Source organism: bacterium (assembly GCA_035419245.1).
Lineage (GTDB): Bacteria > Zhuqueibacterota > Zhuqueibacteria > Residuimicrobiales > Residuimicrobiaceae > JAKPUX01.
In genome coordinates, this window is sequence record DAOLSP010000008.1 from 96973 (window position 1) to 123070 (window position 26098).

The window sequence follows — 26098 nt, forward strand, 5'->3', positions numbered from 1 at the left end:
GCCGGTGCAGGTATCCTGCACCGGCTTTTTCAGTTTATCGAGGACGCGCTACCGGGTGCGCGCCGTTTTATCTTCCTCGAGGCGGGCTTCATATTTGGAGGGGCATTTGAGCATGAGCCGGGTCGCGGCGAACGTGCCGTCCGCGAGCATCTTGCCCTCGGCCAGCACCCCCTGCGCATCCGCCAGCTGGTCCGGCATCACCCCCTTGTAATAGACGTGCAGGCTGTCCGGCCCCTCGATCATCGTAAAGCGGACCTCGATTTTTTGAGCATCCCAACGGATGGAGGCGGGATCCACATAGCCGCTCACCCGTAAACCCTCGCCCTTGATGGTTGCGGCTTTTTCCCGGATTTCGGAGACGGTCAGGTAGTAGACCGAACTCTCCTTGAAGCTGGTGACCATGAGATAGATCAACGCCGCGATAATCACGCTAACGCCGATGAGTATTTTAGGTTTCATCTCTTCTCCTGCTGCTGGATCCCGATGAAGTTCGTTCAATGTACGCAATTTCATGATTCCAGTCAAGGTGCGAAAGGGCCAGGATACGCCGCAAGATCCGGCTCTCACCTGATGCCTCACGCCATTTGACGGGCAAGGCGGCTCCCGCCCGGCCTGGCGCTTTCCGCTTGCAATTGTGCGCAAATTGCCTAAATTGGAGGGAACCCAAACGGAGTCCCTCATGGCTGGCGAAAACCATGACCCGGGCGGCGCCATACAGCCCGATCTTGAAATCCTGATGCACCCAGCGGTTTCTATCATCCTGCCCGTTAATAATCGCCGGCATCTTCTGGAACGCGCGCTCGCCTCGGTCGAGGCGCAGACCTTTACGGATTATGAGCTGCTGATCGTCGATGACGGCAGCAGCGACGGGCTCGAGGCGTGGATGCCGGCCCTCCAGGAGATGCACCCGAATTGGCGCTACCTCAGACACCGCAACCGCAGGCTTTCCGCCACGCGCAATATCGGCATCCATGCCGCCCTCAGCGAGTGGGTGACCTTTCTGGACGCCGATGATGAATATCGGCCGGATCATCTCCGGCTGCGTATCGAGTATGTGCGCGCCCGCCCTGAAGTGGATCTGGTGCACGGCGGGGTGGAGTTGTGCGGCCCCGAAGAGAGCCATTGGGTGGAGGATGCCTTCCATCCCGGTGCATTGATCCATCTCTCCCAATGCATCATCGGGTCGACGCTTTTCGGGCGCAAGCGCCTTTTTCTCGAGAGCGGCGGTTTCCGACTTCAGGACTATTCGGCTGAATCGGAGCTGATCGCGCGTCTTAGCGAGCGGTATACCATCGAGCGGGTCGATTTTCCGACCTATATTTACCATACGGGGCTGCCGGACAGCATCTGCACCCTGCGCAAGTCAGGCCGTGCGCAGGGCGCGCCAGAGTGATTCCAGAGCGAGGCCGGGGTCCGGGTGATCGCAACCGATCTCGTGGTAGCGCGCGGCGTGACGGGTGGCGGTGCGTTGTGAGAAGGTGAGTGATTCCCAGAGGGCTGAATCCCGAATGGCAAGATCAGCGGGGGTACGCCGCCGCACCGGCAGACCGCTGATCCGGCTGAGCCGTTCCGCCAGTTCCGTCTGGCGCATCGGCGCACCGCTGACCAGGTTGAAGGTCGTCCCGGTTGGCGCCGTTTGTGCCAGCCGCAGGATCCATCTTGCGGCATCCTCCACATGGATCAGCGACATCCAGTTCTCGCCGGAGCCGTAGAGCGGGACGAAACCCTCCCGCCGCATGGGATCTAGATAAAAGCTTTTCAGCCAGGAGCGCGGGCCGTAAACCCAGGCCGGCCGCATGATCTGAACCGGAAGCCGACCCGCCTGCAGTGCTGCGAGCACCGGCGCCTCGCCCCGCGCATACTGGCGGGCAAATCCCACGGGATTCAGCGGGTGCTCTTCATATACCTCGGCATCGGCGGAGGGCCCATAGGCGAGGGTACCGGCCACCAGCACCAGCAGCGGGGGATGCGCCTGACCTTCCAGCCAGCTGAGAAGCCGCCGGTTGGCCCGTGCGCTGCGCCATGCCGCGATGCGGCGGCCGGACCTCCCCGGCGCGGAGAGACGGGCCAGATGAAGGATGATGGTCGGAGGATCCGCTTCGAGGCTGCGCCAGGGAAAGGTCGGCAAGCTGCCGGGAACTGTGCGGGCGCCGGAGAGCTCGCTGGCGAGGGGTGTGCGATGTGCCAGGCACGTGAGGCGATCACCCGATTCCAGAACCGCACGGGCGCAGGCGCTGCCGATAAAGCCGCCGGCGCCGAGGATCAGGATATGGCTTTGCGTTGCCATCGGCCTCAGCCGATTTCCAGCATGCGGGTCACCGCCTGCAAGGCGCGCATACGGATCTCCTCGGGCACTTCGACCACATAGCGCGTCTGCCGCAGGGATTCCAGGGTATCCTCAAGAGTGATTTCGGCCATGTGCGGACAGCGCACGCTGCAGAGCCTTAGCAGCTCACGGTCGGGATTTTCGGCCGCAATGTTGTCGCCCATGCTGCACTCGGTCAACAGCAGATAGCGCGGCGCCTTGGTCTCGCGCACATAGCGGATCATCGCAGAGGTGCTGCCGGAAAAGTCGGCAGCCGCGGTCACCTCGGGCCGGCATTCCGGATGAGCCAGGATGACCACGTCGGGGAACTGGGCGCGAATGTTTTCGATATCCTCGACGGTGAATTTGTCGTGAACCTCACAGCGGCCCTCCCAGCCGATCATTGCATATTCAAGACCGGGCTCGGGCCGGACCAGGCCGGCTGGACTCTTGACCGGGAAGACGATCGTCTTGCCGGTCTCGCGAGCGACATTGCCGGCCAGATACTGATCGGGCAGAAAGATCACCTTATCCGACTTGAGCGACTCCACCACCTTGACCGCATTGCCCGAGGTGCAGCAGATATCGGTTTCAGCCTTGACGTCGGCATAGGTGTTGATATAGGTGACCACCGGCACCCCAGGGTAGAGTTGCCGCAGTTGGCGGACATCCTCGGCTGTAATGCTTTCGGCCAGGGAGCAGCCCGCTTTGGGTGAAGGGATGAGCACCGTCTTTCCGGGATTGAGGATCTTGGCCGTCTCCGCCATGAAACGGACGCCGCAAAAAATGATGATGTCGGCCTCGACTTCGGCAGCCCGGCGGCTCAGTTCCAGGGAGTCCCCGCGAAAATCCGGCACGGAATGATAAAGGGCGGGTTCCATATAGTTATGCCCGAGGATAACCGCATGGCGCTCCCTCTTGAGCCGGTTGATCTCCTCCGCCAGCTCCGCCTTGTAGCGGATCTCGGCAACGGGGATGACATTTTTCAGTTTGGCATACAGGTGTTCGAATTCAGGTGAAGCATTCATCATCAGACCTCTCCAACCAGGAAGACCGGATTTACAGGAACATCGCCTGACAGGGGCGTGTTTTACTGGGTGAAACTTAACCATTTCTTGGGATAAAAACAAGGGCTGCTGCGACGCCGCTACGCGTCCCAGCGTGAAATGGAGCATCGCGATGCACTTCATCAAGAAGAGATGTTTCAGCCTTGCGCTCTCCGGTCTGGTCTGGAGCCTGACCACTGCCGGCGGGGCGCAGACCCTCACCGTCCACTCCGGAGCCCCTGCCGGCTATCTCCTGCGCGACGGCCGGCGATTCTTCGCCATCGGCACCCGGGTGGACGGGATCAAGGTCAAGCCCGTCGATGAATCGACCTTCTCCAGTCTGCGCGAGATCTTTAACACCCTCTGGATCACGATCCGCGATATCGACGATCCGAAACACCTCTATCCCGACGGCATCTTTACGCGGCTCGATTACGTGCGGCATGACAACGGCCTCTTCCTCGCCGGCGATCTGCCCTGGCGCTTGCAGACCGAACCCGGATGCATCATCGACGTCAACCGGGACGGGATCTTTCAGCCCAGCGAACAGCGCGTCGCGCACAAACGGGTTGCCCCCGCTGCAGCCCGGCGGGCGATGGAGACCATCTACCGTGAGGTCAATCCGCCCGGCGGACCCAAACGCAGCATGATCTATTATCTGATGGATGAACCCGATGCCGGCTATGCCACCGACCATCACTGGGCCTTCACCGATTCGCTGCTCAAGCGGTTTTACGATCAGCGCCGCAAGGGTACCCTGGCCTATATCGATCTCGGACCGGTCACCGGCAGCAAATTGCTTTATGAAAAAAAATATCCCCTGCGCGCACCCGATAAGGGATCGGCGGCCTACTTTGCCAGCCTCAAGTACAGCTATGCCAGCGTGGACGAAAATGTTCGCGTCACGGCGCGCACCTATGCACCGGTCGCAGATATCCTTGGCATCAATTCCTACGATGCCACCAACCGCAGGCCCTCTCTGCTCGGGGAGGCGGTTACGGCCATTCAGGAGGCTGCAGGTTACAAGCCCGTCTGGCCCTGGGTTTCCGCCGAGCCGTATCGCTACAGCAGCCCGGCGAGCATGTACACCACCGTCCGGGCCCAAATCTTTTCAGCCCTTGTCCATGGCGCCACCGGCATCCTTTTTTACAACGATCAGAGTGTCGTGGCCCGGAGCAGCCAGGCGCAGATCTATTGGGACCGGATGTTTGATCTGGTCAAGGAGGTGGTCCTCTATCGCGATGTTCTCGAGAATTTTACCGCCGTGAGCAGCCGGTATGCGGGCGCCGTCCAGTGGCGTTGCTTCAGCCGCAACCCGAAGCATGGCGGATCCCTCTATTACTTCGTGGTCAATACCTCCACCGATGACCAGAGTCTGCAGTTGCCCAACGGAGCGCAGCTCGGTCTTGGGGAAAACGAATGCGGCGTCTGGTTGAACACCGGCGCCGCGATACGGCAGCTCGCCCCGCTCGCTAACCTCTCGTTCGAGGTCTGGCAGGGATCGGCGGCGGCGCAGTTGCCGTCGCAATGGACAGCGGTGCTCCCCGAAGGAACCTCTGTGATCCGCTCTTCGACCGGGGCGAAGCTCGGAGACTATTGCCTCCAGTTGGAGGATCACGCTGCGGGCAGAGACCAGACCGCGGCACTCCGTCAGAGCATCCCCTGCGCTGGCGGTGAGACCTACGAGTTGCAGGCGTGGTGCCGTTTCGAATCCGGCAATCCGCAGCGGTTGAGGTTGCAGTTTTATGACGGCGCTGGCAAACTTTTGCTCGAAAAGGAGAGCCTCGGGCCGGGAAAGAAAAACGGCTGGCAGCTGGTCCGGACCGTTGCTCAGGCTCCGGTTGCCGCCGAAACGCTGGCGGTTGTCCTCAGCAGCGCCGGCGGAAAACTGCAGGGGCGCAGCAGCTGGGACGATCTCCTGCTGCGTCTCCAATAAACCATCCATCCTCGGCCCGAGTCTACAGCACCAGGGTGAAGCGGTGCGGCAGATGGATCCGGTAAAATCCCTCCGATTGGGCGACAGCCGCCAGGTTGCGCCCCCCCACCTGCAAAATGTGGTACCGCAGCGGACCGGCTGGCGCCGGTAGGCGCCCTTCGCGGAAGAGTTCTTTGAGCTCCGTATCGCTGAATTCGATGACGGGCTGCAGTGCCTGGTCGCTGAACCGCTGGATGGCCGGCGTGGTCAGCCGCCAGAAGTTGGTCTTCTGATGAGCGAGCGGCAAACCGGCCATCATCAGGGTGCGCTGCGGCAAGCGCTCCCATTCCGGCGCCAGGATCCAGAGTCGGTGCTGCGTGCGCAGGAAGCGGCCGGCGTGCAGGGCCTCCACAGGCAGGCCCCACAGGGTTTCGAGATGATCGAGCAGCGGCGCGATCGCGGGATCGCCCGCCGTGAGTGAATCCACCCAGGGCATGGTTTCGGTCACCGGTCGGATAGGGAGGGGGCCGGTTTTGCGCAGCCGGGCGATGAAGAAGCCCTCGAAGGGGAGAGGCCAGGGATGGATGCGCACGGCACGCTGCAGCGCGGCAGGGAAGGTGTGACCCTGATAGGCCGTGAGTGGCGGCCGGCAGCAGGGAGCGCTGGAGAAAGGGATGGTTTCGAGCTCGACCGGATAGCGGGAGAGAATACGCTCCAGGACCCGCTCATCCTCCTCGGGGCAGATCGAACAGGTGGAGTAGACGATGACGCCGCCGATTCGGGCCGTTTTGATCCCGGAAATCAGCAGCTGTTCCTGAATCCCCGAGATCTTTTCGAGAAAGGTCGGAGACCACTGTGACTGGAAAGCCCGAGTAGGCAGGTTGGAGAGGGCGGAGCAGGGGGCGTCGACGAGGACGCGGTCGAATTGTTCGGGAAAATGGCGGCCCAGGCTCTGCCCCGGCAGATTGAGCAGGCAGCTATTGAGGACACCCGCGCTGAAGAGGTTGGCCATGAGCGGTTGCAGGCGGCGACCGGAGCTGTCGTTGAGGAGGAGTTGGCCGCGGTTTTGCATCAGGGCGGCGATCTGGGTCGATTTCGAGCCCGGCGCTGCGCAGAGATCCAGAACACGCTCCCCTGGCCGGGGATCGAGGGCCAGGACCGGCAGTTGCGAGGAGAGCCCCTGATAGGCAAAGGCCCCCGCGAAAAAGGCAAGGGTGTGGCTGAGCGGCAGCCGATCCTCCTCGAGAACCAGGCCGTCGGGATTGACCGGATGCGGCCGGGCGCTCACCCCCCAGCGCTCGAAGTGGCGGAGCAGTGTCGTCCGCTCGCTTTTAAGGGTGTTGATGCGCAGGGCGGGGGGCTCCATCGGCGCCTCGGCAAAGGCGGCATAATCGTCGCCGAGCAGCTGCTGTAAATAGCGGGTCAGTTCTAAGAGGGTTCGTGTTTTCATCTTTTATGCCCCTGGCCTGGTTCTGCCCAATATAACCAAACCTGCGGACGGAATCAAGTCCCGCGATCGGGCTGCGGCAGATGGAAAGTGCGATGCAGCCGGGAGCGGATTCTTCGTGCGTTTGATCCGGATTTTTAATATATTGTGTCCGCATGCTATCCCAAGGAGCACTCCCATGATCGAACTGGTCCATCTCCACAAATCCTACAACGGCCGGGTCAAGGCGGTCGATGACCTCACCCTCACCATTCCGCCCGGCCAGATCGTCGGTTTTCTCGGCCCCAACGGCGCCGGCAAGACCACCACGCTTAAAATGCTCACCGGCATCCTCAATCCCGACAGCGGGGAGATCCGGGTCAATGACCTCGACCTGCGCCGTGAGACCATCCGGGTCAAGGAGCAGATCGGCTTCATCCCCGACAGCCCGGATATGTTTCTCCGCCTCACCGGCCTCGAGTATCTCCGCTTCATGGCCGATCTCTATCATGTCGCTGCCGCAGAGCGCAAGCAGCGTATTGCGACCTATGTCGGCCAATTCGAGATGGGGGAGGTACTCGGCAACAAGATCCAGAGCTATTCCCACGGCATGCGCCAAAAAATCGTCCTCATCGGGGCGCTGTTGCACGATCCGGCGGTCTGGGTGCTCGATGAGCCGCTCACCGGTCTCGATCCCAAATCTTCCTTTCTCCTCAAAGAGATCCTGCGCCAGGAAGCGGGCCAGGGCAAGACGGTTTTTTTCTCCACCCATGTGCTGGATGTCGCCGAGCGGCTCTGCGATCGGGTGGCCATCATCCACAAGGGCAAATTGCTTTTCGACGGGACGATTGCCGGGATGCGCGACCACTTCAAGGCGAACGAATCGCTCGAAAAGATGTTTCTGGAGATGACCGACGATGAATAGATTCCTCTCGCTGACGCGGATCCTGCTGAAAAGCAGCTATGCGCCATTGGCCAGCGGCCGGTTTTCCCGCAGCAAGACAGCGGCGCTGGTGGTGCTGATTGCGGCCGGGCTGATGCCGCTGATCGCCGCGATCGTCATGCTCGTTGGTCAGCTTTATGCGCCATTGGCCGGGATCGGCCAGCAGGGCATGATCCTCGCATTCGGCTGCGCCCTGACCGGCCTGCTGATCTTTTTTTTCGGCATTTTTTATGTCATCACGACCTATTACTTTGCGCAGGATGTCGAGTTCCTCCTGCCGCTGCCCCTCAAACCCGGACAAATCCTCGGAGCCAAATTCACCGTCACGCTCCTTTATGAATATCTGACGCAGCTGCTCATCCTCGCCCCGCTGCTGGTGGTGTTCGGGATCAAGAGCGGCGCCGGAGCCGGCTATTATCTGATCGCCCTGGTCGTTTTCTTGACCCTGCCGGTCATCCCGCTGGTGTTGGCTTCCCTTCTAGCCATGCTGCTGATGAGCTACTCTTCGGTTGCCCGGCACAAGGACCGCTTCCGCATCTGGGCCGGCGGATTGGGCTTGATAGCCGCTCTCGGTCTGCAGTTTCTCATGCAAAAAGCAATGATCCATACCAAACCGGAAGATATCGTCCGGATGCTTCAGGAGGGCCGGAATAGCCTGATCGATCTGGGCTTGTGGCTTTTCCCCGGGGTTAAATTCGCTGTCTACGGCTTGATGCAAAGCGGGCCGGCCGCGGGATGGCTCTATTTGCTCGCTTTTCTGCTGCTCTCGGCTCTCTTTGCTTTGCTGATGCTGGCTGCGGGCGGTGTGCTGTACTTCCGCGGCGCGGTCGGCGGCTCAGAGAGCTTTGCCGCACGCCGTGCTTTGACCGGAGGGGAACTGGCCAAGGCCACCCGGTCCAGCCAGCCGGTCAAAGCCCTGATCCTCAAGGAGTTGCGGCTGCTGGTGCGCACGCCGGCTTTCTTCATGAACTGCGTGCTCATCAATTTCCTTTGGCCGGTGATGCTGCTCTTCATCGGAGGCAGCGGCGATTCACAGGAAATCGAAAAGATGGGCCAGATGCTCGGCGGCGGCTTGCCGGCCAGCACGCTGCTCCTGCTCCTGCTCGGCGCGAGCCTGTTCATTGCTGGCTCGAGCGGTGCCAGCGCTTCCGGCATCTCGCGGGAGGGCAGCCAGTTCTTCGTCAGCAAATACCTGCCGGTTCCCTTCAGAGTCCAGGTCCAGGCCAAGCTGGCGATCGCCTTCGTGCTCCCCTTCGCCGGCCTGACGGTGCTGCTGGGGGTGCTGGCCATCCGTTACCATCTTTCACTGCCGCTCCTTGGCGCCGGGCTGTTGATTGCGCTGCCGGCCCTCGCCCTGCCCGTGCTTGCAGGGCTGATCCTGGATATTCATTTTCCCAAACTGGTCTGGGACAATGAATATCGCGCGGTCAAACAGAATATGAACATCATGCTGCTCATGCTCTTCAGCGGCTTGCTCGGTGCCGCCTGCATCTGGATGGCTCTGAAGCACGGTGGGCTCGGCTGGAGCCTGGTTGCGGGTCTCGCGGCGCTGCTCACCTTGGTCGATATCGGACTGTATCTGGTATTGCAGAAAAAAAGTGCCGGCTGGATGTCGGCGATTCAGGCATGACGTGAACGGATCTGTGAATGGGAGTGGCGTATGAGCGACTATGAACAGCTTAAGGAGCGGGTCTTTGCGGCCAATATGGAGCTGCCCCGTCACGGCATCGTCATTTTTACCTTTGGCAACGTCAGCGCCATCGACCGTGAGGCGGGTGTCGTGGCGATCAAGCCGAGCGGCGTCCCGTACGAGGCTTTGAAGCCGACGGATATCGTGGTGGTCGATCTGCAGGGTAAAGTGGTTGACGGGCGGCTGCGCCCATCCTCAGATACCAGAACTCATCTCGTCCTCTACGAGGCTTTTCCCGGGATCGGCGGTATCGCCCATACCCATTCCACCTTCGCTGTCGCTTGGGCGCAGGCGGCGCAGCCGATTCCCCTGCTCGGCACCACCCATGCCGACTCGCTCCACCTCGACATTCCATGCACGGAATTCATGAGTGCCGCGGCGATCGCCGGCGATTATGAAACCGCGACCGGGCATCAGATCACCGCTGCCTTTGCAGCCCTTTCACCTCAGGAAATCGAGATGGTGCTGGTGGCTGGCCATGGCCCCTTTACCTGGGGGGCGACACCGGAAAAGGCGGTGCAGAACAGCGTCATCCTCGAGGAGTTGGCCCGAATGGCCTATCTCACCCTGCAGATCAATCCACAAACCCCGCGTCTACCGCAAGCCTTGATCGACAAACATTATCAGCGCAAGCACGGGCCGCAAGCCTATTACGGGCAGTCCAGGAAATAGCCGGCCGAAGTGCAGGCGGCTCTCACCGCCGGAGGCCGATGTGCCGGTGCGCTCCTATGGGGAGAGGCTCCATATCACCCCCGCACGGCCTCGATGAATCGCTCGATCCCGTGCAGCAGCCACTCCGGCGACAAATGGGCCTCCTCCATGATTTCCGCGATGGTGCCGCCGGTTCGCCAGCGGTCATCCCAATCCGGGGTCATCGCCAAGCGCGCTGCGCGCCGGTTCGCCAGCCACGGCTGCATGGTAACGCGCGCCCCGTCGCTGATCACCGTCGATCGTTCCCACTCCTCTTCGCTCACCATCTCTCTCCGGAAGGCCTCATCCTGACGCATGAACAGCTCATGGCTGACCGCTGCCACCAGCTGGATGTTGAGCCGGCGCCTCTGCAGATCGGGCAGGAGTTCGAGCAGGTTCACCGTGGTCATCGTGCCTTGAACAAAAATCGTTCCCATCTTCGGCAGACCGGGATCGTAAGGCCGCAGCAGATAGGCGCCGCGGGCTGCTGCGGCGGCTACGGGCAACCCCAGGGCCTCGCGATCCGGAATGTCGATGGCCGGGCGCGTCAGGTGCAGGGCGATAATCGGGACATCGCTCATCAGGGCGGCCGAAAGCAGGACCGGGACTTCATTGTGCTCCCAGGGGTGCAGGTTGATGATCTGACCGGACGGGAAGAGCTGCGTGACCCCCGGTGCAAAGATGCCGAAATGGGTGCGCGAATCGTCGGCCGTCTCCGGGCCGGAATGGCCGGCGATCCAGAGGATTTTGCCCATCCGCACCGGGGCGTCCTGGACCATCTGGCTGAAAAGGCGGAGGGGGCCATATTTGAGATAGCTGAAGGCGCCGTATGTGGAGCAGGCCGCGTAAAAGCCCTCAAAACGGGCGGTGGGATCGCTTGACAGGTTGACCGCCGCGAGGCCGGTGCAGATGCCGGCGTTGGCCAGTTCGGTGATCTCCTGGGGCAGGAGGGCGCCTCGGGGATTGGTTTCGCGGTCATAGAGCCCGCAGCCCGGCAAATCCTGCCAGTCCCGGGCGAAGCCGGCGATGTTGGTCGACTCGGCCAGGTCGGCTGAAAGGGCGATGAAGAGTGGACGGCCATAACGGGATTGGCACAGCGCGTTGACATAGGCGCCAAAAGCCGCCAGCCCCTGACGGTTGGCGGCGCGGGTGCCGGGCGGCAGAAAAAGCGCGGCGGGATAACGGGTAAAGTCGATCAGATCGGGATCGCTGCCGGGATCCCTGCCACCCCCCCTCTCGCTCCCGTCCGCCCCGACCGCGCGCTTCGACCGGACTCCCCCCCTCTCGCCCCCGCCCACCCCAGCGGCGCGTTCCGGCACCCTCGCGGCTATCTCACACAGCCGCTCCGCCGTATAGTCAACCAATTCCGGCTGCAAATCGAAGAGCGACAGCACCTTCTCCAGGTTCTGCCGCGTCTGCTCGCGCTGCTCGACGGCATCGGTGGGCGCGGGCGCTTCGAATCCGATGAAAGAGATCCCGTACTTTTCCATGAAGGCCCGCCTGCCCTCCCAGAAGGCCGGGCTGTTCATCGGATGCGGCGTGCCGTGCGAGGCCGCATCGTAAATCCCGTACCCGCGCCCCTTGCGAGTCCTGAACCAGGCTGCCTTGGGGCGCAAGGGCGACCGGTCCGCGGCCAGATCCTGCAGGGTGCTGCTGACCGTCTCCCAGTTCATCCCCTCCCCGGTACCGAGAACCCGCCAGCCATGGGCGGCGAACCACTCCGCCGGCCCGCCGTGCACGACCCGGCTGACCGGAAAAGCATCGATGCCGAAATCGTTCCAGTCGATGAGAAAGTACAGATTGTCCAGACCCAGTCCGTAAGCCGAATTCATCGTTTCATGGACTATACCAGGGGTGAGTCCGCCCTCGCCGTCGAGGACGAAAACCTTCACGCCGCTGCAGCCGGCCAGTTTCAGGGCGAGGGCCTGGCCCGCTGCGGCAGCAGCGCCATGGCCGGAGGGTCCAGTATTGTGCTTTAAAAACAAAGTCTTGCCCGCCATCTCGGCATGGCCGGGCAGTCCGCTGCGCCGTCGCAGCAGGAGCAGGTCTTCCAAGATCAACTGCCGTGCCGTATCCTCCGGCCGCCAGTATTTTCCCCCGCCGCCGCGGCGCTCACGCCGGCGCAGCGCTTCATTCAACACGGCCAGGGCGGAGTAGACCAGGGGATTGGCGTGTCCGGCCGCGAGGATGAAGCGGTCCGCCAGCGGTTGCAGCGGCCTGCGGATATCCCAGCGCATTATCCCGCCAAGCATCAGGGCGAGCAGGATGTGGGCCTTGGAGCGGGAGCCTCCCGGGTGGCCGCTCTGGCGCAGGTTGAGACTGAAATCGATGCACTGATCCACCATCTCCCGCAGCAGTTCCCAGTAGGGAAAATGCTCCTGCAACGCTTCCCGATCGTCTAGGGCCGGTATGGTCATCGTCTCTCCCTTCCTGCGAAATCGTCAACAGGGCCCTCGCCGGTGCACCCGGAGGTACAACGGATGTACCTCAGGGTACACTCTTGCAGCTGCTCCTTCATGACAAAAAATACATAATATATTATTAATAAATAGATTAAAATAAACGGCCTGCTGTTTCTGAAATTTGGCATCCCGCTTGCAAAAACCGGGTCAGAGAAGGTGATGGACCAGCCCTCAAGGCCGGCCCTGCTTAACCGAACAGGAGGTTCGTATGAAACGCTTCACTTTCATGATCATTTCGGCTCTGACGATTTTTCTGCTGGCCGGCGCCGTCGACAGCGCGCAAGCCCATGGCCGTTATCATCGCCATATCCGGATCGCACCGCCTGCACCCCGGGTGATTGCCGTCCGCCCTGCCAGCCCCTTCCGCTTCGGTATTTGGGTGGAGGGGTACTGGGACTGGAACCACGGGCATTATGTCTGGATCGATGGGCGCTGGATCGAGCCGAGATCCGGACATGAGTGGGTGGCGGGCCGCTGGGTCCGCACCCGTCAGGGATGGGACTGGATCCCCGGCCACTGGCATAAGGTGCGGATGCCTGAGCGGTTTCGCGACCGGGACGGCTACGCCCGTGCCGGCAGGGATGGCCAGCGCGACCAGGACTATGATCGCGACCGGAATCGCGATGGCAGCCGTGACAAGGATCGGAACCGCGATCGTGATCGCCAGGGTGATTCCGGCTCCGGCCGGGGCAGCGGCCGGTAGGCGTGACTCTGATGCGGGTGGCAGCGTGCTCGTCACGCGGTCACCCGCCCGGTATCCAGCCTCTCACTCTCACCCCTTCAGTCCTACGATCTCGTTTTCGCCCCTTAACTTTCGCCCTTCCGCTCTCAACCCTTATGGGGCGGGTGCGTGGCATTCAGCCGCCGCCCGTGGCTGAGCTGCCACGGGCCCTTACAGCTCCACCTCATTTCGCCCGTCGCCGCCACTTCGCCGGCCTGCCGCGGCTGGTCCAGGCCGCTACGGCGCAGTCCAGCTGCGAGGCACCCCTCAAGCGGATCATGGTGAGTGTGCGGGGGGGAGGTGCTGCGCGAAGAGTGGGCCTTGCCGTCGAGTCAGAATCCGTTCTGCTGCACAACGCGCCGGAACCATGCCGCTGACGCTTTGGGAATGCGTTCGCGGCTGGCGAAATCCACATAATGGAGCCCGAACCGTTTGCCGTACCCTGAGGTCCACTCCAGGTTGTCCATCAGGGACCATGCGAAGTAGCCGGTCAGGCGGACCCCCGCGGCAATCGCCCGGTGGCACTCGGCGAGATAGCTCTGGAAATAGGCGATCCTCGCGGAATCCTTCACTGCGCCATCGATGAGTTGTTCCTCGATAGCGCAGCCGTTTTCTGTAATGACGATTTCCGGCCGGCCGTACCGCTGGTCGATCCAGTGCAGCAACCGGTTGAGGCCCACCGGGACAATCGCCCAGCCCATGCCGGTCCGCTCCCAATCCGGATCGAAGGTGAACGCCGCCTCCATATCCTGCTCGGGGGACCAGGCGGCGCTGGCGCCGGGCGCTCCGGCCGCAGCCGCCGTCTGGTGGGTCGTGTAATGGTTGATCCCGAAGAAATCGCTGCTCCCCTTGAGGAGAGCCCGGTCGCCGGCGCTCAAGTTCGGCAGCCGGTCCTGCAGGCGTGCCTGCATGCTCTCCGGATAGGCGCCGAAGTACAAGGGATCGCCGAACCAGCCGAGGATGAATTCGATCGCCCGCTGGGCGGCCTCCCGGTCTTCCGGACTCGGCGTGAGCGGTTCGCGCCAGTCGCAGTTGGGGGCCAGGCCGATGCGCCCCTGCTGATGCGCGTACCGGCTGTGGTACAGTTCCGCGGCCAGCCCGTGCGCCCGCAGCATATGATGGGCCGCCAGATAGGGTTCGGCGTCCGATCGGCGCCCTGGAGCGAACAGCCCCTGCCCGTAGCCGAGGACGGCGGCCACCCAGGGCTCGTTAAGGGTGATCCAGTGCTTGACACGATCACCGAATCGATCGAAGCAGAGGCCGGCATACTCGCGGAAAAGGTCAGCCAGAACAGGATTGAGCCACCCGTCGAGTTCGAGCTGCAGCGCCAGGGGCAGATCCCAGTGGTAGAGTGTCACCCAGGGTTCGATGCCGTGGTCGAGGAGGGCGTCGATGAGTTCCGAATAAAAACGGATCCCAGCTTCGTTGGCCGGTCCGCGGCCGGCGGGCTGAATCCGTGGCCAGGCGATTGAAAAGCGGTAAGCCTTGATCCCCAACTGTGCCATCAGGCCGACATCCTCGCGCCAGCGGTGAAAGTGGTCGCAGGCGATATCCCCGGTTGCCCCGCCGTCAATGCGGCCCGGGGTATGGGTGAAGGCATCCCAGATCGAAAGCCCGCGGCCGCCCTCCAGCCAGCCCCCTTCGATTTGATAGCTCGAGGTCGCAGCGCCCCAGGTAAATCCCTCCGGGAAGCGGATCATCGCTCCTCCAGAATATAGACCCGGCCGGCGAGAAAATCGCTGATCCAGAGGCGGCCGTCGCGGTCGGTTTTTCCGCAGAAAAGGTCAAACACCGCGTCGCCATACTGCCCCTGGAGGTAGAACGCGGTGTTGCCGCTATCGAATCGGGTTTCACCGTAGGGGTATTTCACCATATGCAGCAGTCCGAAGCGCAGGGAATCCGGTTGATACTGATAGAGATAGAGTGTGGAAGCGTCGCAGGTGGCGATCACCAGCTTTTCCTTCCACACCATCAGCTGGCTGGGCAACTCTTCCAGCCGTAAAAGATCCTTGATCCCGTGCGGCGTGATCTCCTGCAGGCGCCGGCCGCTTTGGCAAAGCAGATAGAGGCGGCCTGCGAGGCGGCCGAACCGCAGCGGTTGTGCCGCCGTAGTGAGCGTGCGGCTCGTCAGGCTGTTCTTGTTGACGATGCTGATGCTGGTGCTGCCGAAATTGGCGACATAAATGAGGGAATCATCAAAGGCCAGGTCGACCGGCGAAGAACCCACCTCGATGCAGCCGATGCGCTGACGGGTTTCCAGATCGAAGATTCGCAGCAGCCCCGGATCCGTGTCCTTCTCTCCCACCTTGACGCTGTAGAGCCAGTTCCTGTCCGGATCGTAGACCAGCAGCCGAGGGGTGTTCTCGCGTTCGATGGAATCGCCGGTGAGCAAACGGGTGCCGATCTCCCAGTCGCGCACCGGATCGTTCAGGACCCCGATGAATTCTTCCTCCTTTCCCCAGGCGTTCTGGGTCAGGTAGAGCGCGCCCGCCCGGTCCATGGCTAGCCGATGCGCCTGGCGCGGAATGCGGCGGTCATTGAGCTCCGCCGTGCGCGGATCGATGGTGAGCAGGCCGTTCTTCGCCCCCCAGATATAGACCGTCGGCCAATAGGATTGATGCGGGCCGTAGGAGAGGTAGATTTTGCCTTCGGGCGACGTCACCGCGCTGATGGGATAGTCATAAGCCAGAGAATGGGTGGTAAAGGAGCCATCCGGGCGGAGATGGACATAGCCCGCCTCATTGTTGAAAAGAGCAAAGCCCTCGCCACCGGGCCACTCGGTCATGGCGATCGGAGCCCATCCCGTAGTCAGCCGGGCGGTATGACCACCCACCGGATCGAGCAGGGTGATCGCTGCGCCATAGGTCCCGTTGACCGCCGTGGCGCCCTTGCTGTAATAGAGGATGCGTTCGTGGGGATCGAAGGCCATGGAGAACATGTGCGGCAGGATGCCGAGATCGGTGATCCGCTTGATCATCGCCGGCTGCTGCAGGTCGATGACATCCACCTCGCCCTTGGCCCAGCTGGCCACATAGAGGAGGCCTCGCCCCGGGTCGAGCGCGGTTGCATCATTGCCGAAGTTGGGAACCTTGATCTCTTTCACGGTTCCATCGGAAAAATCGGCGATATGCACACTGGGATGGTTGTCGTAAGGGATATAGATTTGCTCCCGGATGGGCAGGCTGGTGATTCCAGCGCCCTCGGTATACTGCGGCAGGGTGATCACCTGGCAGGCGCCTGTCTGCACCTCGATCCGGGCGGCCTGCACGACCTGGCGCGCTGCGGTCTCGATGACCAGGTAGAGAATATGGCGCGCGCGATCGAATCCCGCCAGATGCCAGCGGCCGCCGTGCTGCAGCGGCACTTCAAAATGATTCAGTATTTTGCCATCCCGGCCGCGCACCAGGGTGATGCTCGCGGAATAGCCGTCCACGGCGATGATCCGGCCGGCGTCCGGATCGGCGATGACCTTGCGGATCGGCGGCGGCGGGGTCTGATTGAGATTGATCAGCTTCTCCGCGTGTTCCTGCCAGAGGATGCGCTTTTGCAGACCGGATTTGCCCTCCTGTAGCAAGAGAACCGGGCTCTCTCGCCCGGCAAGGAAGCAATTCCCCGTGGCCTCGTCCCAGGCGATGCTTTCGAACTGAACATCCGTCGTATAGCTTTTCGCACTGCGGGTGGCGGGATTGACCAGATGAAAAGCGTGGTCGCCGATAAGGGCGACAGCCCCGGTGCGCCCATTCAAAGTCATCGCCTCCGACTTGAGGTGCTGCAGTGCACGCCCTGCCAGCGGGATGTTGACGACCTGCCAGGTGTGCAGATCGTTGACGGTGAGGGATGAGGTGAGGGTGTTGGCAGCGATCAGGCAGTGACGCAGGGTATCGACCTGAATCAGAACCGGCCCGGCGGCATTGACCTGGAGATTGAGAGGCCGCAGCAGATCGACACATTTGACGGTCAGTTCGGACGCGCCTGCAATCCCGGAGATCAGCAAAAAAAGCAAGAGGATTTTGCGCATGGCATTCTCTCATTGGATTCAAGGTACTGGTTGTACGTAAATATACGGATTACATGGGGTGGACCAAAGCAAAAAGTGTGGGGTGGGTGCGAGAGAGGGGGGATTCCCGCGGCAGGCCGGCCTGCTGGTGGCGCGCTTTTATCTTGCGAATGAGTCCGGAATTTAATATGTTTTACGGTCCATGCCGCCAACGATGTGCTAACCCCTAATTCCCGAGCCTTGCTCTATGCCTTCCTTCAAATCCTTTGAAGAGATGCAGCCCGACGATTACGCCGCTATCGGCTTCAAATCCGGTCTCGAAATCCATCAACAGCTCCTGACCACCAAGAAGCTCTTCTGCCGCTGTCCCGCAGGCCGCTATAGCCCGGATTATGACGCGGAGATTCTCCGCCACATGCGGCCGACGCTTTCGGAGCTGGGCGAGTACGACGGGACCGCGCTGATGGAATTCAAGACGAAAAAAGAGATCATCTACCAGATCAACCGCGAGACCGTCTGCACTTATGAGATGGACGATACCCCGCCCTTCGAGCTCAATGAAGAGGCCCTTGACATCGCCCTCGGCATCGCCATGCTCTACAACTGCGTCATGGTCGACGAGCTGCACATCGCTCGCAAGCAGTACCTCGATGGCTCCATTCCCACCGGTTTCCAGCGCACCACCATTGTCGGCGTCGACGGGGCGATTCCCTACAAGGATCGTTCCATCCGCATCATCCAGCTCGGCCTCGAGGAGGACGCCTGCCGCGAGGTGAGCGATATCGGCCACCGCCGCGTCTACCTCACCGACCGCCTCGGCATGCCCCTGATCGAGACCGTCACCGGGCCGGACCTGCGCACGCCGCAGGAGGTGGCGGAGGTGGCACAGCTGCTGCGCCGCATGGTCCGCTCGACCGGCCGTGTCCGCACCGGCATCGGCGCCGCGCGCGAGGATGTCAATGTCAGCGTCACCGGCGGCACCCGCATCGAGATCAAGGGGGTCGCGCGCATTCCCCAGATACCGCTTCTGACCTACAACGAGGCGATGCGCCAGTGGAACCTGCTGCGCCTGCGCGACGAACTCGGCCGCCGCGGCATCACCCCGGAGCGCTTCAAGGGCCGCTTTGAGAACGTCAACAAGCTGCTGCGTAAAACCCGTTTTCAGCCCATCGCCCAAGCCATCGCGGCCGGCATGACGGTCAACGGCGTGGTGCTGCAGGGATTCCGCGATCTCCTGCGCTGGCCGACCCAGACCGATACCTTTTTCGCCCGCGAAATCTCCGATCGCGTTCGCGTCGTCGCTTGCCTGACCACGCTGCCCAACATCATCCACTCCGATTCTCCCGGCGAAACCCTGGCCAGCTCCGAGTGGCTCAATCTGCGCAAGCTGCTGGGCGCCACCGAGGAGGACACCCTTGTCCTGGTGTGGGGGCCGCCGGCCGATGCTGAGACCGGCGCCTGCGAAATCCTCATCCGTGCCCGCGAGGCGACCGTGGGCGTCCCCTCCGAGACCCGTCAAGCCCTTGAAGATGGCACCAACGGATTTGAGCGTATTCTTCCCGGACCCGACCGTATGTATCCCGACACCGACTTGCCGCCCAAGGCCATCCCGCCGGCGCGGCTTGAACGCATCCGGGCTGGCCTGCCCGCCCCGGTCTGGGAGCGCGAGGCGCGCTATCGCAAGCTCGGCCTCCCTGCCGATACCATCGCCCCGCTCTCCGCTTCACGCTGGGCACCGCTCTTTGAGCAGGCCATCGGGAACTGGGGCGTTCCTCCGAAGCTGGCCGCCGTCCTCCTGATCCAGTATCCCAAACGCCTGCGTAAGCGCTCGGCGGGCGCGCTTTCTGACGACTTTATGGCGGACCTGCTCAAGGCACTCGGCGCCGGCCGCCTGCAGCGGGAGGGCATCCTGCCGGCGATGCGGCATGTGCTCGCTACCGGTGAAAAGCTGTGGGAACGTTGGGAAGGCCCGGCCACCGAGACCGAGCTGATCAGCTGGATCGCGGAAGCACGGATCGGCACCTGCCGCTCGACCGACCCGGCGGCGCGGCTTCGTCTGCTGATGGGACGCGTCATGGCGCAGGCCGCCGGACGGGTCAAGGGTGCGGAATTGGCCGAACGGCTGCGCCGCCAGGAGGATGGGCGATGAGTTCGAGCCTGATCCCCGATCCGGCAGCGGGCAAACCGGCACTGCTGGCCACCCGGTCTGCCGGCCCCTTTTCGCGGCGCGAACGCTGGCTGTCCAAAGTGATGCTCTTCTTCGAGGATTGCTTCAAGGTGCCGCTCTTTCACTGCCAGCGGTGTGGCGAATGCATTCTCAGCCATACCGGATTTGTCTGTTCCCAGCGCTGCCCCAAGCGCCTCCGCAACGGCCCCTGCGGCGGGACCGGCGAGGGCGGCCGCTGCGAAGTCTATCCCGAGCGTATGTGCGTTTGGGTGCTCGCCTGGCGCCGCGCTTCGCTGCTGGGCCGGGTCAAATTGCTTTACCGCGTCGAAAAGATTCACGACTGGAACCTGGAGAAAACCTCGGCCTGGTTGAACGTTTTCACCCGGCGCATCGAGCCGCCGTCCTGGCGGGTGCCGAAGGGGGAGGCGCTGTCCGCGCCTGCTGCAAAAAGCGGATCCGTGATCGCGGAGAAGCCGGAAGCCGGCCGGGGAGAGGAAGAGGTTAGATAGCGATGCGGCTGTGCGAAAAAATCGCCCGGAAGGAATTCATTGTCTGCGCCGAACTCGGCCCGCCGCAGAGCTGCGATGATGCGGTGATCCGGAAAAAGGCAGGCTGCTTCCGCGGCATCGTCGATGCCGTCAACATAACTGACAATCAGACCGCGATCGTCCGCCTCTCGAGTATCGCCGCGGGCAAGATCCTGCTCGAGGAGGGGGTCGAGCCGATCGTCCAGATGACCTGCCGCGACCGCAACCGCATCGCCATTCAAAGCGACCTGCTCGGCGCCGCGGCGATGGGCATCGAGAACCTGCTCTGCCTCACCGGCGATCACCAGCGTTTCGGCGACCATCCCGAGGCGAAGGGGGTCTTCGATCTGGACTCAATCCAGCTCATTGCGACAGTGCGGCAGATGAACGCGGGGAGTTTGCTCTCCGGCCAGACACTCAAAAAGGCTCCCCGTTTTTGCATCGGTGCGGCGGCCAATCCCTTCGCCGAGCCCCTCGAGATTCGCCTGATTCGCCTCGAGAAAAAGATCCGCAGCGGGGCCGATTTCATTCAGACACAGCCGGTCTTTGATCTCGAGCGGTTCGGCCGCTGGCTCGAGTTGGCGCGACGGCGCGGCCTGCACGAGCAGACGGCTTTGCTGGCCGGCGTGCTGCCGGTCAAATCGGCCCGCGCCCTCGAATACATGGCCCGCGAAGTGCCCGGGATGCGCATCGATCCTTCCTATCTCGAACGGATGCGCGCCGCCGCCGAGCCGCAGGAGGAAGGGGTGAAGATCGCCCTCGAGTTGATCCAGGCCCTGCGGCGCATGGCGGGGGTGTCCGGCATCCACCTGATGCCGGTGTTGTGGGAGAGCATAACGCCGCGTATTATTCAGGAGGCAGGCCTCCTGCCGGCAGAGGCCCCCGTGACCGGCCGCGCCCCCGGCGCCGGCCACGAGAGACCAATCCAATCCTAGCGGAGCAGAACCATGTCGAGCGAATACAAAGGCTATCGCGGCGAGGCCCTGGCCGCACTGGAGAATTTCTCAGCCCCGGTCTGGAGCGACGTCAAGGTCCTCACCAGCCAGGGCAGCTACAGCGGCATCGTCCTGCCGCGCTCGGAAACCGCCGATCCCAAACATATCGTGCTCAAGCTGCGTTCGGGCTACAATATCGGCATCGCCGCCGCTCGCATTCAGGCCATCGAGATCCTCGGCCGCAAGGAGGCCCACTACAAGATCCCCGAAAAAGAGTTCCCCTACGACCCCAAAAAGCCGCGCGTCAAACTACTGGGCACGGGGGGCACCATCGCCAGCCGCCTCGACTATCGTACCGGCGCCGTCATCCCTGCCTTCTCGCCCGGCGAGCTCTACGGCTCGGTACCCGAGCTCGCCGATATCTGCAACCTCGAGACCGAGAAACTCTACGGGGTCTTTTCTGAAAACATGGGCCCCGAGCAATGGATCGGCACGGCGCAGGCGATCGGGCGCGAGATCGAAAAGGGCGTGCAGGGGATCGTCATCGGACACGGCACCGACACCATGCACCACACCGCCGCCATCCTCTCCTTCATGGTCCAGAATTCGCCGGTGCCGATCGTCATGGTCGGATCGCAGCGTTCCTCCGACCGCCCCTCCTCGGACGCCGCCCTCAACCTGATGCACAGCGTCAAGACCGCTGCTGAATCGGACATTGCTGAGGTGATGGTCTGCATGTTCGGCCCGACCTCCGACGTCTACGGCCTGCTGCATCGCGGCACGCGGGTGCGCAAGATGCACTCCAGCTATCGCTCGACCTTCCGCACCATTGGCGACATCCCACTGGCCATGGTTAGCCGCGACAAGATCACCCCGCTGCGCCAGGACTACCGGCGCCGCCGCCACGACCGCGAGGTCACTATCAACACCGCCTTTGAGGAGAAGGTAAGCATCGTCTATTATTATCCCAACATGAAGCCCGACATCATCGACGCCCTCATTGATAACGGTTACCGCGGCATCGTCATCGCCGGCACCGGCCTCGGCCATGTCAACAAGCCGCTCTATCCGGCCTTGCAGCGGGCCCGCGAGAAGAACATCGCCGTCTACATGACCGTGCAAACCCTCTGGGGCTATGTGCAGATGTACGTCTACGACACCGGGCGGGATATGATGGAACTCGGGGTGACTCCCATGGCCAATATGCTGCCGGAGGTGGCTTATGTCAAGCTGGGGTGGGCGCTGGGGCAGAGCAGCGATCTCATGCGGGTGCGCGAGATCATGTATGCCCCCGTCAACGGCGAGATCACCGAACGGGAGCCCTCCAACGGCTATCTGATCTTCCAGGGGGGGATTCCCGAGGTGGAAGAGTTCATCTCTCAAATCAAAAAATGAGGAAGGTCGTGATGGCAGCCTAATCCCGGCGCTTCCTGCTCTCCGGCTTGGGCGCGTTGATCGCTTGCTTCAGCTCGAGGATGGCCTCCCGGAATGATTCCGGCGCCAGCAGGGAACCCCAGCCCTTCTGCAGCTGGAAAAGCCCGTCATAGGCCGAGTCGTGGTAGGAGCGCACCAGATGGGGGATGCCTTTCTCGGTAAGCAACGCACTGAGATAATTTGCTTCTGTTTCATTAAAAAGTTCGGTGATTTTTGCAAATTCTTTCATATATTCTCCTTTACACCGGATGCCTGTGCCAGATGAATCTCTTGCCTGGTCTCTGTGAAAGATAGAAAGAAGCAGCAAGAGCTGCAAGCTTTTTTTACAGGACGAACATGAGGAGCCATTATGCCTGAGATCAAACCCCGTTTTGAATTCCGCACGTTTTCCCAGACTTTTGGCATCGTCGAAGAGAAAATGCGCGCATTGAGTCCTGTCGATCAGATCCGCGAGAGCGCCGAGATCTATATCGTGTCGGCGGGCAACAACGAGAACAACACCAAGATCCGCAACGATCTGATGGACATCAAGGTCCTGGTGCAGGTGCAGCAGGGGCTGGAGCAGTGGAATCCCCGCATGAAGGGGCAGTTCCCCATGGCTGCCGAGCAGATAAAGAACGAGGTTTTTCCCGCCTTCGGTGTGCCCATGCCGGCATTCAAGCGTGAGGCCTACACCCTGGCGCAGTATCTCGATGAGATCATCAAGCCGCATCCCGGCCTCGTTGCCGTCAATGTTTTCAAACGCCGCATGGGGTTTACCATCAACAACTGCATTTCCGAGCTGGCTGAGGTCTGGGTCAATGGGGCCCGGATTATGACCGCCAGCCTCGAATCGACCGAGGTGGCGGACATCCTCAAGGCGAAGGATATGATCGGCCTCACGGATTATGAGAATGTCAACTATTTGCTGGCGATCAAGCGCATCATCGGCATGGAGCCGCTTCCCGACTCTTCCATGTTCAAAACAAAGTACTGAAACCATCATCCCGGCAGAAAGCGAGGAGACCGTCTCCCGTTGCCCGGCAATTACCTTACTCCGGAGTTTCCATGGCTAAAGAGATTGAACGCAAGTTTCTGGTAAAGGGCGAATTCGCCCGTTTTGCCCATAAAAAGACCCGCATCATTCAGGGGTACCTCTGTTCTGTGCCCGAGCGTACGGTGCGCGTCCGCGTCAAGGGCGACCAGGGTTATCTGACCATCAAGGGGATCGGCAACGCCTCCGGCGCCAGCCGCTATGAATGGGAGAAGGAGATCCCGCTCAATGAGGCCGAAGAGTTGCTCAAGATCTGCGAGCCCGGGGTCATCGACAAATGCCGTTATCAGGTCACAGCCGGCGCCCACACCTTCGAGGTGGACGAGTTCTATGGCGAGAATCAGGGTCTGGTCCTGGCTGAGGTCGAGCTGGGGGCGGAGGAGGACGCCTTCGAAAAGCCTGAATGGCTCGGCGAAGAGGTCACCGGCGATGTCCGTTATTACAATTCGATGCTGATGAAAACGCCCTATACCAAATGGTGAGTGGAGAAGTAAAACTTCCATTCGATTTTCTCTCGGACCGGACTTCTGCAGACGGGATGCCATGACGCCTTTTGATCCCCTGGATATGCGGAATTACCGCATGGAGCAGCTGCCCAAACGGGAGAAGGGCAAATTCGCCAGCAGGGTTGCAGCGGCGGGCCCTTTTCTTGCGGTGGCGGCGTTTCTGCTTTTCGCTTTTGGATTCGAAATCCCTTTTCTTCAGAACATCGATGCGGCGACGCTTTCCTCCTCCTCCGCCAAAGCGGCGTATGCCAAGCTGGGTGCGGCGGCGTTCACGCGCAGCAACGAAATGATGCTGGCGATCTTCGTCGTGAGTTTTATTCTCTGGGGAACCGAAGCCCTGCCCAATTATCTGACCGGGCTGATCGTGCTCATCGCGCTCGTGCTCACCGGCGTGCTGCCGGAGAAAGAGGCCTATGCTCAACTGGGCCACCCGGTGATGTGGCTCAATATCATGTCCTTCGTCCTGGCGAGTATGCTGGTGACCACCGGTGTCGCCAAGCGCCTCGCGCTGGGCTTTCTGTTGCGTTTCGGCAAAAATGCGAACCGGGTTTTTCTCAGCTTCATTTTTATCAATCTGGTCCTTTCTGCTGTCATCTCCTCCACGATCGCCAAGGCCGCCATTCTGCTGCCGATCTTTATGGTGATTGCGGCCATTTATGGGGCTCGCGGCGGCGAGGAGAAAACCAATTTCGGCCGCAGCATTGTTCTGCAGAACCTTCTGTGCATCAACATCGGTGCCAGCGCCTTCATGACCGGTTCGGGGGCTAATCTGCTTGGGGCGGCTTTGATCGGCGGCGCCATCGGCACCCGGGTCTATTATTCGGACTGGATTGTGGCGATGATGCCGGTCTCGATAACCATGATGCTGCTCTCCTATCTGGTGGCGGCGCGTCTCTTCTTTCCGCTCAAACCGGAGGAGCGGATGCCGCAGATCCAGGGGGGCATGGAGCGGCTCAGGCAGGAGTACCGCAGTCTGGGGCCCCTGAGCCGCCAGGAGATCAAGGCCGTCGTGTTGTTTCTCCTGATTCTCGGCTTTTGGGCGACCGAGCGCATGCATCATGTCAGCGCGACCGCTGTGGCTTTTGTCGGGGCGATCATCGCGCTACTGCCGGGTATCGGCATCATCAAGTGGAATGACGTCGACATCCCCTGGCATCTCATGCTTTTCTCAGCCGGGGCCTACGCACTCGGCGCCGGTCTCGATGTGACCGATCTCTCCTTTCTCAGCGTCAATGCCTTTTTTAATCATGTCGGTATCGGGGATCAGACGCCCTTCTGGGTGCTTTATCTGCTGTTGACCGGGGTCATGATCTTCAGTGCGATTGCGTTCGAGTCCAAGACCATGCGCTGTATGATCTTTGTACCGATTGCCATCGGGACGGCCAACCGTTTCGGCCTCAACATTGCCAGCCTGGCGCTGCCGGTGGTCTTTTTGATCGAGCACGTCGATGTGCTGCCGTTCAACAGCAAACCGGCGGCCCTGCTCTACGAAACGGACCGCTATTCCCTGGGCGATGCCATCAAGTTCGGACTGGTCATGATGCTGATTACCTGGCTGGTGTTCATTGTCGCCGGGGAGACCTGGTTCCGTTTCCTGGGCATCACTCCCAAAGGCGTCTTCGGCCTATTCTAAACAGATCACGAGGCAGAGCTATGGCGTTGCTGTTCAAAAAAAGCAAACAGATCGAGGTTCAGATTGACGAGTTTCTCGACCTGGTCATCAAGGGCGGTCTCATTTTCAAACAGGCCGTCCGCTATTATCTCCAGGGCCGGCTCGAGGAATTCGAGAACCATCTGAAGGAACTCAATGATACCGAGGAAAAGGGGGATGACCTTCGCCGCGAGATCGAAAGCAAACTTTACCTGCGCACCCTGATTCCCGAGTCCCGCGGCGATGTGCTCGGACTGATGGAGAGTTCCGACAAGGTGCTCAACCAGACCACCGAGACTCTGCTGCAGTTTTCGGTCGAATCCCCGGTCATTCCGGAGGATCTTCACCCGATCGTTCTTGATATTGCGGATTATGCGGTCCATGCCTGTGAAGGGATGGGCAAGGCGATTCGCGCTTATTTTCGCGACCTGGCGTCGGTCCGCGACCATGTCAATCAGGTCTTGTTCTATCGAAAGGAGACCAATAAGAGCGCGGAAAAATTCAAACGCGCTGTCTTCAGCCGCGAACTGCGCCTGAGTCATAAAATCCATTTGCGCTATTTTGCCTATCATATCGAGTTGATTGCAGAGGAGGCGGAAGATGTCTGCGACCGCCTGTCCATTGCCACCATCAAGCGTTCTATTTGAGAG

General features: G+C 61.4%; 22 protein-coding genes. 14 read left to right on the forward strand and 8 right to left on the reverse strand.

Features of this window, described 5'->3' with window-relative positions:
• Positions 1-48 precede the first annotated feature (48 nt).
• The gene (locus tag PLH32_11360; GenBank protein ID HQJ65200.1) at positions 49-459 is read right to left on the reverse strand and encodes a cytochrome c maturation protein CcmE; all 411 of its coding nucleotides are present in this window, start codon (positions 457-459) and stop codon (positions 49-51) included.
• A gap of 220 nt (positions 460-679) precedes the next feature.
• On the opposite strand from PLH32_11360, the gene PLH32_11365 reads away from it, so the two are divergent.
• Positions 680-1393 (forward strand): glycosyltransferase family 2 protein, encoded by a 714-nt coding sequence (locus PLH32_11365; GenBank protein ID HQJ65201.1) that lies wholly within the window; start codon positions 680-682, stop codon positions 1391-1393.
• Here PLH32_11365 and PLH32_11370 read toward each other — a convergent pair.
• Positions 1364-2287: an NAD(P)-dependent oxidoreductase gene (locus PLH32_11370; GenBank protein ID HQJ65202.1), complete on the reverse strand. Its 924-nt coding sequence runs from the start codon at positions 2285-2287 to the stop codon at positions 1364-1366. The genes PLH32_11365 and PLH32_11370 overlap by 30 nt on opposite strands.
• 5 nt (positions 2288-2292) lie before the next feature.
• Entirely contained in the window at positions 2293-3336 is a 1044-nt protein-coding gene (nadA, locus tag PLH32_11375; GenBank protein ID HQJ65203.1) for a quinolinate synthase NadA, read from the reverse strand.
• A gap of 148 nt (positions 3337-3484) precedes the next feature.
• Here nadA and PLH32_11380 point away from each other — a divergent pair, with 148 nt between their 5' ends.
• Positions 3485-5287 (forward strand): hypothetical protein, encoded by a 1803-nt coding sequence (locus PLH32_11380; GenBank protein ID HQJ65204.1) that lies wholly within the window; start codon positions 3485-3487, stop codon positions 5285-5287.
• 22 nt (positions 5288-5309) lie between these two features.
• Here the strand turns inward: PLH32_11380 and PLH32_11385 are convergent, their stop codons facing one another.
• Positions 5310-6716 carry an RsmB/NOP family class I SAM-dependent RNA methyltransferase gene (locus PLH32_11385; protein ID HQJ65205.1) on the reverse strand — a complete coding sequence of 469 codons (1407 nt, stop codon included), beginning with the start codon at positions 6714-6716 and terminating at the stop codon, positions 5310-5312.
• A gap of 175 nt (positions 6717-6891) precedes the next feature.
• Here PLH32_11385 and PLH32_11390 point away from each other — a divergent pair, with 175 nt between their 5' ends.
• From PLH32_11390 to PLH32_11400, 3 genes are read left to right on the forward strand one after another with little or no spacing between them, the layout of a single operon-like run.
• A complete protein-coding gene (locus PLH32_11390) occupies positions 6892-7617 on the forward strand; it encodes an ABC transporter ATP-binding protein (protein HQJ65206.1) in 726 nt (241 codons plus the stop codon).
• Positions 7610-9265: a hypothetical protein gene (locus tag PLH32_11395; protein HQJ65207.1), complete on the forward strand. Its 1656-nt coding sequence runs from the start codon at positions 7610-7612 to the stop codon at positions 9263-9265. Before PLH32_11390 ends, PLH32_11395 begins: the two co-directional genes overlap by 8 nt.
• Positions 9266-9295: 30 nt before the next feature.
• A complete protein-coding gene (locus tag PLH32_11400; GenBank protein ID HQJ65208.1) occupies positions 9296-9997 on the forward strand; it encodes an L-ribulose-5-phosphate 4-epimerase in 702 nt (233 codons plus the stop codon).
• 74 nt (positions 9998-10071) lie between these two features.
• Here the strand turns inward: PLH32_11400 and PLH32_11405 are convergent, their stop codons facing one another.
• On the reverse strand, positions 10072-12432 hold the full coding sequence (locus PLH32_11405; protein HQJ65209.1) for a transketolase: 2361 nt from the start codon (positions 12430-12432) through the stop codon (positions 10072-10074).
• Positions 12433-12685: 253 nt separating this feature from the next.
• Between PLH32_11405 and PLH32_11410 the strand changes: the two genes are divergently transcribed.
• The gene (locus PLH32_11410; protein HQJ65210.1) at positions 12686-13180 is read left to right on the forward strand and encodes a hypothetical protein; all 495 of its coding nucleotides are present in this window, start codon (positions 12686-12688) and stop codon (positions 13178-13180) included.
• Positions 13181-13530: 350 nt separating this feature from the next.
• Here the strand turns inward: PLH32_11410 and PLH32_11415 are convergent, their stop codons facing one another.
• Complete coding sequence (locus tag PLH32_11415; GenBank protein ID HQJ65211.1) at positions 13531-14898, reverse strand: GH1 family beta-glucosidase; 1368 nt, start codon at positions 14896-14898, stop codon at positions 13531-13533.
• Positions 14895-17216 carry a hypothetical protein gene (locus PLH32_11420; protein HQJ65212.1) on the reverse strand — a complete coding sequence of 774 codons (2322 nt, stop codon included), beginning with the start codon at positions 17214-17216 and terminating at the stop codon, positions 14895-14897. The genes PLH32_11415 and PLH32_11420 overlap by 4 nt, the downstream gene beginning before the upstream one ends.
• Before the next feature lie 226 nt (positions 17217-17442).
• Here PLH32_11420 and gatE point away from each other — a divergent pair, with 226 nt between their 5' ends.
• Genes gatE through gatD form a run of 4 tightly spaced genes read left to right on the forward strand, consistent with a single transcriptional unit; the run spans position 17443 to position 22219 of the window.
• On the forward strand, positions 17443-19344 hold the full coding sequence (gene gatE, locus PLH32_11425; protein HQJ65213.1) for a Glu-tRNA(Gln) amidotransferase subunit GatE: 1902 nt from the start codon (positions 17443-17445) through the stop codon (positions 19342-19344).
• A complete protein-coding gene (locus PLH32_11430) occupies positions 19341-19871 on the forward strand; it encodes a methylenetetrahydrofolate reductase C-terminal domain-containing protein (GenBank protein HQJ65214.1) in 531 nt (176 codons plus the stop codon). Before gatE ends, PLH32_11430 begins: the two co-directional genes overlap by 4 nt.
• A gap of 2 nt (positions 19872-19873) precedes the next feature.
• Positions 19874-20824 (forward strand): methylenetetrahydrofolate reductase, encoded by a 951-nt coding sequence (locus PLH32_11435; protein ID HQJ65215.1) that lies wholly within the window; start codon positions 19874-19876, stop codon positions 20822-20824.
• 12 nt (positions 20825-20836) lie between these two features.
• The gene (gatD, locus tag PLH32_11440; GenBank protein ID HQJ65216.1) at positions 20837-22219 is read left to right on the forward strand and encodes a Glu-tRNA(Gln) amidotransferase subunit GatD; all 1383 of its coding nucleotides are present in this window, start codon (positions 20837-20839) and stop codon (positions 22217-22219) included.
• A 19-nt stretch (positions 22220-22238) separates the two neighbouring features.
• On the opposite strand, the gene PLH32_11445 is transcribed toward gatD, so the two are convergent.
• Positions 22239-22487, reverse strand: a complete 249-nt coding sequence (locus PLH32_11445) for a hypothetical protein (protein HQJ65217.1) — start codon at positions 22485-22487, stop codon at positions 22239-22241.
• Positions 22488-22607: 120 nt separating this feature from the next.
• On the opposite strand from PLH32_11445, the gene PLH32_11450 reads away from it, so the two are divergent.
• The 4 genes from PLH32_11450 to PLH32_11465 all read left to right on the forward strand — a co-directional run bounded on the left by PLH32_11450 (position 22608) and on the right by PLH32_11465 (position 26095).
• Positions 22608-23234: a hypothetical protein gene (locus PLH32_11450; protein HQJ65218.1), complete on the forward strand. Its 627-nt coding sequence runs from the start codon at positions 22608-22610 to the stop codon at positions 23232-23234.
• 71 nt (positions 23235-23305) lie between these two features.
• Positions 23306-23773: a CYTH domain-containing protein gene (locus tag PLH32_11455; protein ID HQJ65219.1), complete on the forward strand. Its 468-nt coding sequence runs from the start codon at positions 23306-23308 to the stop codon at positions 23771-23773.
• Positions 23774-23834: 61 nt separating this feature from the next.
• Positions 23835-25430 carry an SLC13 family permease gene (locus PLH32_11460; protein HQJ65220.1) on the forward strand — a complete coding sequence of 532 codons (1596 nt, stop codon included), beginning with the start codon at positions 23835-23837 and terminating at the stop codon, positions 25428-25430.
• Between the two features lie 20 nt (positions 25431-25450).
• Positions 25451-26095 carry a DUF47 family protein gene (locus PLH32_11465; GenBank protein ID HQJ65221.1) on the forward strand — a complete coding sequence of 215 codons (645 nt, stop codon included), beginning with the start codon at positions 25451-25453 and terminating at the stop codon, positions 26093-26095.
• The last annotated feature ends 3 nt before the right edge of the window (positions 26096-26098 follow it).

Coding starts and splice junctions, on each gene's coding strand:
- PLH32_11365 (HQJ65201.1), top strand. CDS start 680: ATGGCTGGCGAAAACCATGACCCGGGCGGCGCCATACAGCCCGATCTT.
- PLH32_11370 (HQJ65202.1), bottom strand. CDS start 2,287: ATGGCAACGCAAAGCCATATCCTGATCCTCGGCGCCGGCGGCTTTATC.
- PLH32_11410 (HQJ65210.1), top strand. CDS start 12,686: ATGAAACGCTTCACTTTCATGATCATTTCGGCTCTGACGATTTTTCTG.
- PLH32_11455 (HQJ65219.1), top strand. CDS start 23,306: ATGGCTAAAGAGATTGAACGCAAGTTTCTGGTAAAGGGCGAATTCGCC.
- nadA (HQJ65203.1), bottom strand. CDS start 3,336: ATGATGAATGCTTCACCTGAATTCGAACACCTGTATGCCAAACTGAAA.
- PLH32_11360 (HQJ65200.1), bottom strand. CDS start 459: ATGAAACCTAAAATACTCATCGGCGTTAGCGTGATTATCGCGGCGTTG.
- PLH32_11380 (HQJ65204.1), top strand. CDS start 3,485: ATGCACTTCATCAAGAAGAGATGTTTCAGCCTTGCGCTCTCCGGTCTG.
- PLH32_11385 (HQJ65205.1), bottom strand. CDS start 6,716: ATGAAAACACGAACCCTCTTAGAACTGACCCGCTATTTACAGCAGCTG.
- PLH32_11420 (HQJ65212.1), bottom strand. CDS start 17,216: ATGCGCAAAATCCTCTTGCTTTTTTTGCTGATCTCCGGGATTGCAGGC.
- PLH32_11465 (HQJ65221.1), top strand. CDS start 25,451: ATGGCGTTGCTGTTCAAAAAAAGCAAACAGATCGAGGTTCAGATTGAC.
- gatE (HQJ65213.1), top strand. CDS start 17,443: ATGCCTTCCTTCAAATCCTTTGAAGAGATGCAGCCCGACGATTACGCC.
- PLH32_11390 (HQJ65206.1), top strand. CDS start 6,892: ATGATCGAACTGGTCCATCTCCACAAATCCTACAACGGCCGGGTCAAG.
- PLH32_11405 (HQJ65209.1), bottom strand. CDS start 12,432: ATGACCATACCGGCCCTAGACGATCGGGAAGCGTTGCAGGAGCATTTT.
- PLH32_11460 (HQJ65220.1), top strand. CDS start 23,835: ATGACGCCTTTTGATCCCCTGGATATGCGGAATTACCGCATGGAGCAG.
- PLH32_11400 (HQJ65208.1), top strand. CDS start 9,296: ATGAGCGACTATGAACAGCTTAAGGAGCGGGTCTTTGCGGCCAATATG.
- PLH32_11415 (HQJ65211.1), bottom strand. CDS start 14,898: ATGATCCGCTTCCCGGAGGGATTTACCTGGGGCGCTGCGACCTCGAGC.
- PLH32_11435 (HQJ65215.1), top strand. CDS start 19,874: ATGCGGCTGTGCGAAAAAATCGCCCGGAAGGAATTCATTGTCTGCGCC.
- PLH32_11445 (HQJ65217.1), bottom strand. CDS start 22,487: ATGAAAGAATTTGCAAAAATCACCGAACTTTTTAATGAAACAGAAGCA.
- PLH32_11430 (HQJ65214.1), top strand. CDS start 19,341: ATGAGTTCGAGCCTGATCCCCGATCCGGCAGCGGGCAAACCGGCACTG.
- PLH32_11395 (HQJ65207.1), top strand. CDS start 7,610: ATGAATAGATTCCTCTCGCTGACGCGGATCCTGCTGAAAAGCAGCTAT.
- gatD (HQJ65216.1), top strand. CDS start 20,837: ATGTCGAGCGAATACAAAGGCTATCGCGGCGAGGCCCTGGCCGCACTG.
- PLH32_11450 (HQJ65218.1), top strand. CDS start 22,608: ATGCCTGAGATCAAACCCCGTTTTGAATTCCGCACGTTTTCCCAGACT.